This window comes from Exiguobacterium profundum (genome assembly GCF_001909285.1).
GTDB lineage: Bacteria > Bacillota > Bacilli > Exiguobacteriales > Exiguobacteriaceae > Exiguobacterium > Exiguobacterium profundum.
In genome coordinates this window covers 152,621-166,305 of sequence record NZ_MRSV01000001.1, presented here as the reverse complement: position 1 = coordinate 166,305, position 13,685 = coordinate 152,621, and the positions used below count along the sequence as shown (strand labels likewise).

Annotated in this window: 13 protein-coding genes and 1 riboswitch; of the genes, 5 read left to right on the top strand and 8 right to left on the bottom strand. The window is 47.6% G+C overall.

What is annotated here, in order from left to right; genetic code table 11:
* Positions 1–22: 22 nt before the first annotated feature.
* Positions 23–1,093: an SDR family oxidoreductase gene (locus BBB58_RS00960; protein ID WP_074034926.1), complete on the bottom strand. Its 1,071-nt coding sequence runs from the start codon at positions 1,091–1,093 to the stop codon at positions 23–25.
* A complete protein-coding gene (locus BBB58_RS00955) occupies positions 1,090–3,264 on the bottom strand; it encodes a PAS domain-containing sensor histidine kinase (protein WP_074034924.1) in 2,175 nt (724 codons plus the stop codon). Before BBB58_RS00955 ends, BBB58_RS00960 begins: the two co-directional genes overlap by 4 nt.
* A 126-nt stretch (positions 3,265–3,390) precedes the next feature.
* On the opposite strand from BBB58_RS00955, the gene BBB58_RS00950 reads away from it, so the two are divergent.
* A complete protein-coding gene (locus BBB58_RS00950; RefSeq protein ID WP_074034923.1) occupies positions 3,391–3,885 on the top strand; it encodes a restriction endonuclease in 495 nt (164 codons plus the stop codon).
* Positions 3,886–4,102: 217 nt separating this feature from the next.
* On the top strand, positions 4,103–4,585 hold the full coding sequence (locus BBB58_RS00945) for an LURP-one-related family protein (protein ID WP_015880506.1): 483 nt from the start codon (positions 4,103–4,105) through the stop codon (positions 4,583–4,585).
* A 56-nt stretch (positions 4,586–4,641) separates the two neighbouring features.
* Here the strand turns inward: BBB58_RS00945 and BBB58_RS00940 are convergent, their stop codons facing one another.
* Positions 4,642–5,265 (bottom strand): DUF1836 domain-containing protein, encoded by a 624-nt coding sequence (locus tag BBB58_RS00940; protein WP_074034921.1) that lies wholly within the window; start codon positions 5,263–5,265, stop codon positions 4,642–4,644.
* Between the two features lie 151 nt (positions 5,266–5,416).
* Between BBB58_RS00940 and BBB58_RS00935 the strand changes: the two genes are divergently transcribed.
* Positions 5,417–6,067 (top strand): diacylglycerol/polyprenol kinase family protein, encoded by a 651-nt coding sequence (locus tag BBB58_RS00935; RefSeq protein ID WP_074034919.1) that lies wholly within the window; start codon positions 5,417–5,419, stop codon positions 6,065–6,067.
* Between the two features lie 155 nt (positions 6,068–6,222).
* Positions 6,223–7,143 (top strand): UDP-N-acetylmuramate dehydrogenase, encoded by a 921-nt coding sequence (gene murB / locus BBB58_RS00930; RefSeq protein ID WP_074034917.1) that lies wholly within the window; start codon positions 6,223–6,225, stop codon positions 7,141–7,143.
* A 103-nt stretch (positions 7,144–7,246) separates the two neighbouring features.
* On the opposite strand, the gene ald is transcribed toward murB, so the two are convergent.
* From ald to trhO, 4 genes are all read right to left on the bottom strand, one after another.
* Positions 7,247–8,377, bottom strand: coding sequence for an alanine dehydrogenase (gene ald / locus BBB58_RS00925; RefSeq protein WP_074034916.1), 1,131 nt, complete (start codon positions 8,375–8,377; stop codon positions 7,247–7,249).
* A gap of 132 nt (positions 8,378–8,509) precedes the next feature.
* A complete protein-coding gene (locus tag BBB58_RS00920) occupies positions 8,510–9,733 on the bottom strand; it encodes a PucR family transcriptional regulator (protein ID WP_074034915.1) in 1,224 nt (407 codons plus the stop codon).
* Between the two features lie 91 nt (positions 9,734–9,824).
* Positions 9,825–10,250 (bottom strand): divergent PAP2 family protein, encoded by a 426-nt coding sequence (locus BBB58_RS00915; protein ID WP_143180200.1) that lies wholly within the window; start codon positions 10,248–10,250, stop codon positions 9,825–9,827.
* A gap of 118 nt (positions 10,251–10,368) precedes the next feature.
* Positions 10,369–11,310 carry an oxygen-dependent tRNA uridine(34) hydroxylase TrhO gene (gene trhO, locus BBB58_RS00910; RefSeq protein WP_074034914.1) on the bottom strand — a complete coding sequence of 314 codons (942 nt, stop codon included), beginning with the start codon at positions 11,308–11,310 and terminating at the stop codon, positions 10,369–10,371.
* Between the two features lie 225 nt (positions 11,311–11,535).
* Here trhO and BBB58_RS00905 point away from each other — a divergent pair, with 225 nt between their 5' ends.
* Entirely contained in the window at positions 11,536–12,180 is a 645-nt protein-coding gene (locus BBB58_RS00905; protein WP_074034913.1) for a TVP38/TMEM64 family protein, read from the top strand.
* 17 nt (positions 12,181–12,197) lie between these two features.
* Here the strand turns inward: BBB58_RS00905 and BBB58_RS00900 are convergent, their stop codons facing one another.
* On the bottom strand, positions 12,198–13,556 hold the full coding sequence (locus BBB58_RS00900) for a Na+/H+ antiporter NhaC family protein (RefSeq protein ID WP_074034911.1): 1,359 nt from the start codon (positions 13,554–13,556) through the stop codon (positions 12,198–12,200).
* Positions 13,550–13,645: riboswitch (SAM riboswitch) on the bottom strand. (Overlaps the previous gene by 7 nt.)
* Positions 13,646–13,685: the final 40 nt, after the last annotated feature.

Sequence of the window (13,685 nt, the reverse complement as noted above, 5' to 3'; positions counted from 1 at the left end):
TCATAGTTGAAGCCCTGACGAATCAGGGCTTTTTGTGTGCCATATAATAATGGACAATCTCAGGGAGGTAATCCTGGAGGTCTGGACATACGATGCCCGTTCCGTCGAGTGCCCGTATCGTTTGTGTCGTGTCAAAGTGAACAGGATGTTTAAAGTACTCCAATAGTTCGTGAGGAACCTCGAGCCGCTTTGCACCATTCCAAGCAGTAAATGCCGCGTCAGCAACGGCATGAGGAACGGTTCCGCGAGGAGAACGCTGAAACATCGTCTCATGCAACATACGATATACCTCTCGTGCGCCATGTGGGAATGGGTCCGTCAAATGAAATGTCCGCTTCAGGCCGTTTGGAGAATGAGCTAGGAAAGCGGTCGCTTCTACTACATAATCGTACGGAACGAGGTTTACCTCAACATTCGCCCGCCCGATGTAAGGGAGTGGGCGCATCTGCTGGAGTTGTGTCATCAATTGTAAGACGAAATAGACACCGTCGAACTTTTTCGTTTCGCCCTTGCGACTATGTCCGATTACGATCCCAGGACGAATGACGGTGATTGGCATGCCACCCATTTCTCTTGAAACGAGTGCCTCTGCTTCATATTTAGTCGCCTCATAATGATTTTTAAACTGGACCCGATGCCATAATTCATTTTCATAAACCGTCCCACGGCGACGTCCGGCGATATAGGCGGTACTGAAGTACACATAACGCTTCAATTGTTTCGAGCGTTTGGCGAACGCGGTCACATGTTTGGTTCCGAGTATATTGACGCGATAACCGATGTCATAAGGAATACTCAAGTCATATGCGGCGGCGAGATGGAAAATGTAATGTACATCGCGTTCAATGACAGACCGCATAATCGGGTCGAGAATCACTTCGGGTAACGTGATGTCTGCTTCAACAAGGACGAGCTGGTGCGGTGCAAGCGACGTCGTTGACAGTAGCGTATCTCGTAGCTCTTCTGCATCACGTTGTTGGTTCGGAAGATGCAAGGCGTAGATGACTCCGATTTGATGCGGTAACGAAGCGAGGTGTTCAATTAATTTTCCTGCTAAAAAACCAGGGAACCCGGTAAAGGCGTAATTGTTCATGACGTTTCCTCCGCTAAATCTAATGTAAATGTGAAAGTCGATCCTTTTCCGACAGTCGATTCCACTTCGATGCTTCCACCATGTGATTCGATAATTTCTTTACAAATCGACAAACCAAGACCGGTTCCACCAATTTTACGTGTATCCGAATTATCGACCCGATAAAATTTTGTGAATAATTTTTCGAAGGCGTGCTCCGGAATCCCGATACCGAAATCACGAATAGATACATGCGCTTGATTGTGGTCTTGTCGGACCCGTACTTCGATTTCCTGTCTATTCGGGGAATACTTGATCGCATTTGAAATCAAGTTGACGAGAACTTGCTCGATGCGATCTCGGTCGGCAACGAGATGCAAGTCATCATCCGCATTATCGAAATGAATGGTATGATCACTCGTTTCGCGGAAGCGTTCAATCACTTCTAAGACAAGTTCATTCAAAGCGAAATGATCTTGTTTATATTCTTGGTGACCATCTTCCATGCGTTGGATGTCCAAAAAGTCGTTGAGTAGGGCGGTCAATCGTTTCGCTTCCCGCGACATCGTCTTCAAGAAGCGCTCCCGTTTTTCAGGAGTCAAATCCCGAGCGAGCATCAATTCGATATATCCCGATAATGAGGAAAGAGGAGTTCTCAGTTCATGTGAGACCGTGCTCACCAGTTCATTCTTAATCTGGTCCATACGCTCTTCTTCAGTTCGGTTACGGAACACAAACAAGAATCCACTATCCATACCGATTTGTCGTTTTGTATCCATCGTCGTTCCATACATCTCATAGTATTCTTCATCTCGATCGTTTGGCTGTGGGATGGAGAAACGCATCGATACTTCACGCGCTGTCCCATCGAGAAGTTGATCCATCTTTCGTAGCATCTCGCTCCTGTCACGAGGACGGAACGTGGAGAGGAGCGGGATACGCTCCTGAATTTTATTTGGAGCGATGCCCGGTAAGTCCATGAGTCGTCTTGCGTGGACGTTCATGAACAAGACACTCCCGTTCGATTCGGTCAAAACGAACGCTTCATTCGATGCTTGTAAGATTGACTGGATGATATCGCGCTGACGGGCGATGGCATTTTTTTCTTTTTCGTGCATACGCTCTACTTTTTTACGGTCGCTGATATCACGCATGACCGCGACTCGTAACGTTTGCCCTTGATACGTCACTTCTTTCGGATACACCTCTAGTTCTAAGAACGTTCCATCTTGCCGACGACCAATCACTTCGTATGGCGTTTGAATGTGATTGCGAATGCGTCGCAACACATCGGCCCGGTACCCTTCCGCGATAAACTCGATAGTCTGGCGTCCCATCATTTGCTCTGCAGGGATTTTAAAGATGGATTCCGCCGCCTTGTTCGCATCGAGAATCATCCCATCTTCATGGAACAGAACGGCTTCGATGACCGATTCGGCAAACATGCGATAACGCTGTTCCTTATAACGGAGCTCACGTTTCAACTCAATCTCGGAACTCACATCAAATACGAAGAAAAAGAAGCCGATGAGTTGCTCTTGCTCATAAACGGGATGCATGAACAATTTGCCGATGAAATGTGTCCGATCTTTACATTGAAACTTCCATTCCCGGTCACCTTTGTCGAGTGCGAGGCGCAACATTTGTTCGAACGATAGCAACCGTTCCGTCTCGTCTTGATAAGCAGAGCGCTTTTCACTTAATTCTCTCGATTCAAATAAAGCGAACGGTGTCATTTCGTAAAGCACTTCATGGGGCGCATAGCCAAACAGTTCCGTGGCCCCCTGATTGAAACGAGTAATCAACAGATTCGCATCCGTCATGATCATCGCCATGTCGAGTTCAGTATGCATCATCGCCTCAAAAGCGTTGTGTTGAATCGTCACGCGTGTATCATGGGGCAATGGCTCAATGGAGAGAATATATTGATTTTCCCACGGAATGGCGTGTACTCGCATCGTTGGCAGTTCATACATCCAAGGCAGTCCTTGTTCCATCCGACGAGACAATTCCATCGTAATCGGTGACTGATTGACCATATGGAAAAGGTTCGAACGTCTCTGTAGATTCTCAGGAAACTGCTCGAGAAACGGACGGTTTGCCTGAACGATTGTTCCATCTTTCTGTATTAACGCAACTCCGTAAGGTAATGCATGTAGTAACTCACTTTGGAGATTGGCATGATTCTCCATGAACAGTCATCCCTCCTTCGCGGTGTCAGACGAGCACATCTTCTATATCATTCGACAGATCCCCCTTTCATTTCCTGCCCTCAAAACGGTAAAGTGAGGGAGAGGAATTGGAAAGGAAAGATGAGCATGATTGGATTACTCATTGGGATCATTGGTGCCATATGTTTATGGTGGTTCGAGGCACCGCTTTGGAGCAGCGTACTGCTTCTCTTGCTTGGAATTGCGTGGTTTATATGGAGAGTAAGGCTGTCGACTATCGACCGCATTGATCGGATGGATGGTCGGGAGTTTGAACTATTTTTAGAAGAAGTGTTCACCGCGCTTGGATATACGGTCACGGTGACTCCGGCATCGCGTGACTTTGGAGCAGACTTGTTACTGGAGACACCGGATGGATGGTCGATTGCCGTTCAAGCAAAGCGTTATGAAAAGACGGTCGGACTCGAAGCGGTTCAACAAATTGCAGCGGCCGTTCCCTATTACCAAGCACACGAAGGCTGGGTCGTGACGAACTCGAATTTCACGGACAGCGCATACGAATTGGCGGCGCCAAATCAAGTTCGTCTGATTGCAAGAATGGAGCTTGAAGAACTCTTAAAAGAAGCGGGATATAAGCGATGAGAATAGGCTTGTTCACAAGTTCGACAGAATCCAAATGATGTCGAAAAAAAAGGGTTGTCTTTTTCTTTAAACGATGCAATAATCATCTTCGTCATATGAAATATGTAGTAGTTGAAACGAGATAAAAACTACACAGAGAAACGATTGGGGTTTTCAGTAATACCCGACCGTACACATACAAACAATCACGGTTGGAACGTGCTAGGAGGAAAAAGCGGTGCGCAAATTAATTTATGTAAAAGGTTGCGTCTTTACACAAGGTGAGGCGACCATTTATGACGAGACAAATGATGCGATCGGATCTGTTCACCGCGACGCGGAAGGCAGTGTCCAAGTGCACAATTTGTCTGGACGACAGATCGCTCATGGGAAATACATCCCAAACTGCCAAAAATGGGTCGTGATGAACCATGATGGACAGGCGATTGGTCAATTGAAAGACAAGTTCTCGTTATTCGGGAAAAAGTGTGAGTACAACGTCTATGAACGCGGACTCTTCACGATTCAATATGATGTGGAACGTCACAAGTTTAGCGTTCGCGACAAAGCAGGTAAACTTGTCGCGGAACTACGGAAACAAGAAGACGATACGTTCTGCTTAACGAAAGAAGCCGATCAGTTATCGATGTTCGAACTCCTTTCCGTCTTAAAGACGTTAACGGTCAAATCACGGATGCCGCTCGCAGCATCTGTCTCATAACGATGACGAGCACCGGTCAAGAGACCGGTGTTTTTTGATACGAAAAAACCGTCTCATCAAATGAAACGGTTCAAATAGTGCTTGGCCTCGAGTTCGAGTGTCGTCACCCGATGTGCGTATAGACAAAGCTTCAAGACGTGAATGATATTTGGATGTTCATAGTTCATCTTTTCGAGCGAACGCTTCGCCCGTGTATCGAGAAGGTCGATCGGGCTTGTTGACTTCGCATACTCCGCGTAAAGTCGATAAAAATCAATCGGTTTGATGAAGTCGTCTTCGTCCCGGTCAGGGTTGTTGAAGATGAGCGCCAACAAGGAACTCGTCTCTTCGAGGGAAAAAAGGTGTTTCAAATCATCAAGGAGATAAATGATTGCCGCTTGATGCAAGGAATACTTTTTACCGATTCGTGGGACACCGATGATTTTACGAACTTCACGCTTCGTCCAGTTTTGAATCGTCGTCGCAGAGAGATGCTCTCCGGTCAGTGCGTTAGCGAGAGCGACGATTTGGTTAATCGATAAGCCGTTCTTTTCAATATGAAACAAGTGGATTTTTCGAAGCTTTTTTGGGAAATGTTCACGCACGTCTTCAGGGAAGAGGGCGATGGCTCGCTCGATTTCTCCGACCTGCATAAAATGAAGGCAATCTGCCAAAGTTTGAATTGAAGTTGCGTCGCGCATACGGCCACCCTTTCTATCGCCAACAGCGTACGTTGGCTATACAGTCATTTGACCTCATTCTACCAAATGTTTGAAAAGTAAGCTAGGATGGGCACTGATTAAGGTATAATGACGGTATCATACACACTCTATATATGAAGGTGGTCAAGCAATGAATGAATGGATTAGTTCGATTCTTTCCATTGTAGTCGTCCTCGTGTTTCTCGTGGGTCTCGAACACGTCGGGAAGCGTCTGGGATGGACGGATGAAACAAAACAAAAAAGTGTACATATCGCAGTCGGGCATTGGTCGTTATTAGCAGTTTGGTTAATGGATTCATGGTACGTCGCGGCAGTCCCGCTCATTTTCTTCACATTTGCGAATGCGGTCCTGTTATATAAAAGCCCGTCACCGGTGCATCAAACGGAACGAAAATCATTCGGGACTGTATACTATCCGATTGCATTGCTCATTATCTTATACTTCTTCTTCGAGTCCGAGCCGATCGCATTTTTAGCCGGATCACTCGTGCTCGCCTGGGGGGATGGAATGGCTGCACTCATCGGACGCAAATATGGGACGGTCATCTATGATTTATATGGACAAAAGCGTTCTTTCCAAGGAAGCATTGCCATGTTTCTAAGCTCATATGCTGTCTTATTTTTATTGTTTTTGTGGAATGATGTCGTCCTTTGGCAAGTGGTAACATATGGGTTTATCATTTCCATCATCGCTACACTAACTGAAGCGATTTCATATCGAGATTGGGATAACTTTACAATTCCAATCATTGTTGCCATTGCGACATCACTATTGCTATAAACTAATCATGAATTTGTAAGAAAAACGTTGCTTGTCACGTCCAATAATCATTTGTATACTGTGATTCGTACTGAAACCATTCAGTGACGTGCTCGGAACGAATGAAGTGGGACCGAGACACTGATTAAATAGAACATAAAGGATTGAGTGAACGCATGAGCTTTTTACAGCAACTTCAAATGATCATTCCGGCCGAGCGCGTCCTTCAAGACGAGCCATTGTCGGCACACACGTATACAAAACTAGGGGGCAAAGCAGATTACTTCGTGGCTCCACACACGTACGAAGAAGTGCAGGCCGTCTTAAAACTGGCCCACCAAGAAGCGATGCCGTTTATGATTCTTGGCTTCGGTTCAAACTTGATCGTCCGCGATGGCGGCATCCGTGGAATCGTTTTGAACTTGAATGAACTCGACTCGATTCGTCGGGAAGGGAATCAAATAATTGCCCAGGCAGGAGCAGCGATTATCGACGTCTCACGTCAAGCACTGGCAGAGGGATTATCGGGCCTCGAGTTCGCATGTGGGATCCCTGGGACGGTCGGTGGTGCCGTCTACATGAACGCAGGTGCATACGGCGGAGAAACGAAAGACGTCATCACATCTGCGACGGTATTGACGCAGGATGGTCAAGTACTTCATTTATCTAAAGACGAACTCGATCTTGACTATCGAACGAGCCGTGTCTCAAAAGAGGGCTTGATCGTACTCGAGGCAACGTTCGAACTAGAACCAAAAAACTATGAATTAATCAAAGAAGTCATGGACGACTTGACGTATAAACGTGAATCGAAACAACCGCTTGAATACCCTTCGTGTGGTAGTGTGTTCAAACGTCCGCCTGGCTATTTTGCCGGCAAGTTGATTCAAGACTCTGGACTGCAAGGCAAACGCATCGGAGGAGCGGAAGTCTCGCTCAAGCATGCTGGGTTCATCGTCAATATCGATGAGGCGACGGCGACAGAGTACATTTCACTCATCCGTCACGTCCAGGCGACCGTTAAAGAGAAATTTGAAGTGGAATTAGAGCCGGAAGTGAAAATCATCGGGGAAGATATCGCCGTTGAGAACGCATAACGCATAACGCATAATTAAAGAAGGAATCGGACGATGGCGTTCGGTTTCTTCTTTTTTTATATAGAAAAAGACGATGAGAACGGGCATCTCATCGTCTTAAAGGTTAAGCTTGTGTTTGTTTTGAGACCGCCTCATGGGCCGGAACGAACGGATATTCCAAATCACGTGCAACCGCTTCATACGTGACCGTTCCATTGATGACGTTTAGGCCTTTGAGAAGTGCCTCGTTTTCAAGAAGTGCTGGGAATACGCCTTTTTGCGCACATTTTATGATATATGGCATCGTCGCGTTTGTCAGACCCATTGTCGAAGTGCGTGGCACGGCACCTGGCATGTTAGCGACGGCGTAGTGTTGCACGCCATAACGCTCATACGTTGGCGCATCATGCGTCGTGATATGGTCGATCGTCTCACAAATCCCACCTTGGTCGATGGCGACGTCGACGATGACCGAACCAGGCGACATGCGCTGTACCATTTCTTCCGTGACGAGTTTCGGTGCTTTTGCTCCTGGAATGAGCACGGCACCAATCACAAGGTCACTCTCAGCCACTTGTTTCGCAATGTTGTATTTATTTGAGATCAACGTATTGATTGTGTTTCCGAACAAGTCGTCGATTTGACGAAGACGAGCCGGGCTAATGTCCATCAACGTCACGCTCGCCCCAAGACCAATTGCGATTCGAGCTGCATTCGTTCCAACGACACCGCCTCCGATGACCGTGACGTTCGCACGAGGCACGCCTGGGAGACCAGACATCAAGATTCCTTTTCCACCATGTGGTTTTTCAAGGATTTGAGCTCCGATTTGCGCAGCCATACGTCCTGCCACTTCACTCATCGGTGTGAGGAGTGGTAACGTGCGATCCACTTCTACTGTCTCGTAGGCGATGGCTGTAATCCCAGAATCGACGAGCGCTTTCGTTAATTCTGGCTCTGCCGCAAGGTGTAAATAGGTGAAGAGCGTCAAGTCAGGACGGAAGTATTGATACTCAGACGGCTGTGGTTCTTTTACTTTGAGAGCGAGTTCGACGCCTTCCCAAACTTCTTTCGCCGTTTCAAGAATCGTTGCACCGGCATCAATATATTCCATATTCGTGAATCCGCTACCGAGACCGGCATTCGTTTCGACGAATACATCATGACCAAGCTCCGTTAACATAAATGCACCCATCGGTGTTAAGGCCACCCGATTTTCATTGTTTTTAATCTCTTTTAATACCCCGATTTTCATGGAACATTCCCCTTTCATTCCGTTGACACAATTTGTTCACACCCCTAGTATAGACCCATTTGAAAACGCTGTCTTTAGCATGGATTCTAAAAACGAAGACGCTCACTTTGTGAAAAATCACAAAGTGAGCGTCTAGTCTTCTAATCGATATTGACCAGCCTTAATGGCTAAATAAATCATGGATCTTTCTGGTAAGGAAACTTGTGTGATATTCGTCAACTCTTCGATGCGGCGAATCCGGTACAGAACGGTATTCGGATGAATATGAAGATGAGCGGCGACTCGTTTGACGTTCCCATCAAAATAAAAATACCATTCGAGCGTCTTCACGAGTTCGGTCTGATGGGATGAATCATAATGCTGCAACCGTTCGACTGTCGGGTGGGTCTCCAGTCGGAGTCCGATACGTCGAGCGAGTTCCGGGACGAGTTGATAAATGCCGATCTGCTCGAAGGCACGGGAAGTCGATAGTTCGAGCGGGAACTTGCGACGCAGCGTGGTAACCCGTCGCGCTTCTTCGGCTGCGGCATATAACATGTCACTTTCGAAAAAACGTCGGCTGATGCCAAGACGTGGTTCGGATTCGCTGAACTTGTCTTGAAGCAATTGTTCGAACCGTTCCGCCCAGGCTATGAGTACAGTCTCTTCATCGGAGAGTTCAGACTTCATATAATGCCAGACGAGTAGCTGCTGACCGTCGATGGCATGTAAAACGACTTCAATTGACTCTTGCGTCGCAAGCACATAGTGAAGGCGTTCCGCAAGTTGAGGGGTGATCGGTTGAGCACATTCGATGACCGTCAACCGACTGGCGACGGCAATCGGAGCAAGTTCGTTCAATCGTTCGCGATTCGCATCCGTCAGGGTCGGGGAAGCGAGGACATCTAATAAGAAGCGTTCGAGCTCGGCGCTGATTCGTCGCTCGTGCATCGCGATGGTCATAAGCAGCTTTTTGGCGATGGTCGCCCCTTCTTGCAAGATGGCTAATTCTTGAGTACTGAACGGATTTGTCCGAGCTAAGCTCCAAATATAGCCGAGTACTTCATCATGTTGTTTGATGACGATTGCGGCGCGTTCCCCAAGACCGACGGCGAGACGGGCCGGGATGACGACCGGTTCATCTTGGTCGATGACTTCTTGTAAAATACCACTCTCCCATAGGTCTTCGATGACAGCTTCTGGGACACGACGCCCGATGATGGTCGCAATCCTGGCCGGGTCGGTCGAATCAGGATGTGTACTATAAGCGAGCAACTGGTGGTGGCGATTCTCAATCGTGATCGGTGCTCGAATCGCTTGACCAATCGCTTCGGCGAGTGTATCGAGAGACTCATAAGATTTAAGCAAAAAAGGCATGTCGATTCCTCCTCTCTCTTGAGTATACCGTCTTCTTTGTGAAACTTCACAAAAAGAATCAAGAGTGTGAGAAATGACATACCTTCTGCGATTACATTGGGAAAAACAGTCCGACGACGAGACCGAGTAACGCTCCGACAATGACTTGGAACGGCGTATGGCCGACGAGTTCATTCAAGAGTGGGGTCTCATGTTTAATTCCTTTGAAATAATCGTTCAAGAGCCGTGCTTGGAAACCGACCGCCTGCCGAACTCCGGTCGCATCATACATGACGATAGTGGCAAAGACGACAGCGAGAGCGAATAGACTCGAGTCAATGCCTTCCATTCGCCCAATCGCGGTAGCGAGTGCGACGACGGTAGACGAGTGCGAACTTGGCATGCCTCCTGAAGCGAACATGATTTCAATTTCAAAATCTCTTGTTTTAATGAGTTCAGTTACGAGCTTAGCCGCTTGGGCGATAAACCAAGCGAGAATCGCAGCGAGTAAAGGTTCGTTAAACATGCGTGCATTCACTTCCTGTCTGACATAGTATCTTCACTATACCCGAAAGAGGCGCAAGCTAGACGTTAAGATTTCGTCAAAAAAAGATGTCTTGGACACGTTCTCCAAGACATCTTCTGGTCGATTTTTGTTACCCTTTTACTCCTTCAGTCTCCTGAAGTTTCTCTGCAATGTTATCGATGATATAACGGTTGCGTGGGTGTTCTTGACACTCCTTCGAGCATGAACGCATTTGTTTCGGTTCACACTCTTCACAACAGAAATGCTGTGCATTGCACTCCGGGTTGGCACAATTAACGTAACGAACCGTCTCTGTCCCACAGTGCATACAGTGTGAGACGACAGATGGGTTCACGGAGTTAACCGGGACATTGATCCGCTCGTCAAAGACATAGAGCTCGCCTTCCCAGTCCTCTCCTTTTGTCGCTTCATCTTTACCATACATTGCGACGCCACCTTTTAGGTGGAAGATGTTGTCGTGACCTTGGTCACGCATATATGCTGTAAATTTCTCGCAACGGACGCCACCGGTACAGTACGTGAGAAGTGTTTTCCCTTCGTAGAGGTCCTTGTTCTCTTCGAGCCATTCCGGCATGTAACGTGAAGCCTCTACATCGATTTTGATCGCATTTTTAAAGTGACCAAGTTCGTACTCGTAGTTGTTACGAACGTCGAGGATGACGACATCATCACGATTCATCATCTCTTTCCATTCTGCTGGTTCGAGGTATGCACCGTGTTGTTTCGGTACATCAAACTCGCCATCAAAGCGCCACGTCACGAGCTCTTTCTTGTGACGGACAAAAATTTTCTTGAAGGCATGCTCTTCGACTTCATCGATTTTGAACTCGATATCGCTGAAGAGAGGGTTTGCTTTCAAGTCATTCATGTACTGCTCGGTTTGCTCCCAAGTACCAGAGCACGTCCCGTTGATTCCTTCGGAGGAAATCAAGATGCGTCCTTTGATGCCGAGGTCCTTACAATACTTCAAATGTTCTTGCGTGAGTGTTTCTGGGTCTTCGATGTTGACGTACTTATAGTACAGCAAGACCCGCATTGGTTTTGTTTCCATGTTGTGTTGCTCCCCTGTGTTCAGTTTTTTGCAGGAAAATTAACGTTGGGTTGTGTCGTTCGACGAATAGACTTGCCTGCAACCACAAGTCCATTATTATATGATAAATATCACGACGAATTTTCGCAAATGGTTTTTAATTTTTTTTGACGATTTCAGGGAGATGCGTCTTGTAAATCGAATTCGGGTAATAGAGTAGTAACGAAAGTTGAAGGTGGAACGACTATGCTTAATTCTCTCCAACAGTACATCATCCAATTGATTGAATGGCTTCAAGGTTTGCCTGGTGGTCCATGGGCTGGACTCGGTGCACCGTTTTTAGAAGCGATTTTTCCATTTTTACCACTCGTCTTAATCATCTCTGCCAATGCAGCGACATACGGCTTTCTGTTAGGCGTTCTCTTATCCTGGATCGGGAACCTTCTTGGAACCATCGTCGTTTTTGCGGCTGTCCTTTACGTTTTCCGCAAACCGATGACGCGCTGGCTCGAAAAACATAAGGCGGCGGTCTATTGGTTGGAACGAATCAATCATATGAGTCCGATCTCGCTCGGATTCTTATATTCTCTCCCGTTCATCCCGGTCAGTTTGATCACGTATTTATTGGCGCTCATTCAGATGCCGCTCCGTACGTTCATCATGGCGGCAGGATTCGGGAAACTGCTCGTCGTCGTGATTTTCTCTGTCATCGGGGACCAGTGGGAGGAATTTATCCAAAGTCCATTTCGTTTATCGATGCTCGGTCTACTTTTGGTCGCATTATGGGCCATCAGCCGGGGGCTAGAAGAAGTGCTCAAACGACGCGCTTTCAAGAAACGGAACGAGCGGTTGAAACAAGAGATGGTCACGAAACGACAAACACCCCTTTGAACAAGGGGTGTTTTCACTTATGACTGTTTTTTAAAACGTGGGTAATTGAATGCGATGGCGATTCCTCCACAAATAAAGAGTAGGAACGGATAGAACATGAACGGGACGAGGTCCGGCGATGCGGTCTTCGTCAATTCTGCAGCGATGAGTAATTGAGCTCCGTACGGAAGAATCCCTTGTACCCCACATGAGAAGATGTCGAGTACGCTTGCTGATTTCTTCCGTTCGATGTCATACTCGTCCGCGATGTTCGCTGCAAGTGGACCGGCTACGAGAATGGAAATCGTATTGTTCGCCGTCGCTACGTTTGTCGCACTGACAAGTCCGGCGATGCTCCATTCGGCACCGGCACGTTTTTGAATACGAGATGTCAACGCGTCACGTAAATACGTGAGTCCGCCGTTGTGTGAGATGAGACCGACGAGTCCACCCATGAGTAATGTCAGGAATGAAATTTCGGCCATGCTAATCATCCCGTCCGCAATAGCTGTCACAAACGCCGTGACGGATAGGCTTCCATCTAGGAGACCGATGATGCCGGTGAGCGTGATGCCACCTAACAGAACCAAAATGACGTTCAGTCCTGTCAATGCGAGTCCGATGACGGCAAGATACGGAATCAGTTTGTACCATTCGAATGCGGCGACATCGACCGTTGACTCCCCATTTGACAAGACGGCGAGTAAAACCGTCGTGATGATGGCGGCCGGTAACACGATCCAGAAATTCGTGCGGAATTTATCACGCATGTTCGTTCGTTGCGTCCGGACGGCAGCGATGGTCGTGTCTGAGATGAACGAGAGATTGTCCCCGAACATCGCCCCTCCGACAACGGCTGCGGCAGCGATGGCGACATTGACGCCACTCTCTTCATGGATACCGAGGGCGATCGGTGCAAGTGCCGCAATTGTACCCGTCGACGTTCCCATCGCCATTGAAATGAAGGCGGCGATGACGAAGAGTCCGCTCAAGAGAAGCGAAGGTGGTAATAGAGTCAAGGCGGCGTTGACCGTTGCATCGATTGCCCCGATGGCTTCCGCTACCGTTGAAAAGGCGCCAGCCAGTAAGAAAATGAAAATCATGATGATGATGCCCGGATTGCCGGCTCCTTGCGCGATGCGCTCGACGGTTTGGGTGGCACTTCCTTTTGTCATGAATGCCGCAACCATCAAGGCGATGATGGCTGCGACGAGTACCGGAAACTTATAAAAGTCTCCGTAATAGACACCCGCCCCGATGAAGAAGAGTAAGAAGACGAGTAACGGCAAGAGTGCCCATTTGTTTGCTGTTGGTTGTTCCAAAATAATCACCTCACTAAAAAATAAGAAGGACCCTTTTCTGAGAAAAAGGTCCTTCGTGCGAAATACCCTTTTCATCTTTCGAGCAATACGCCCGCTGGATTTGGCACAGGTTCCCCGCTGCCGAGACTTCTCAGGGCCAGTCCCTCCGTCTCTCTCGATAAAAAGTGAATCTATCCAATTAGTAAACACGTTCCCTAACGTACC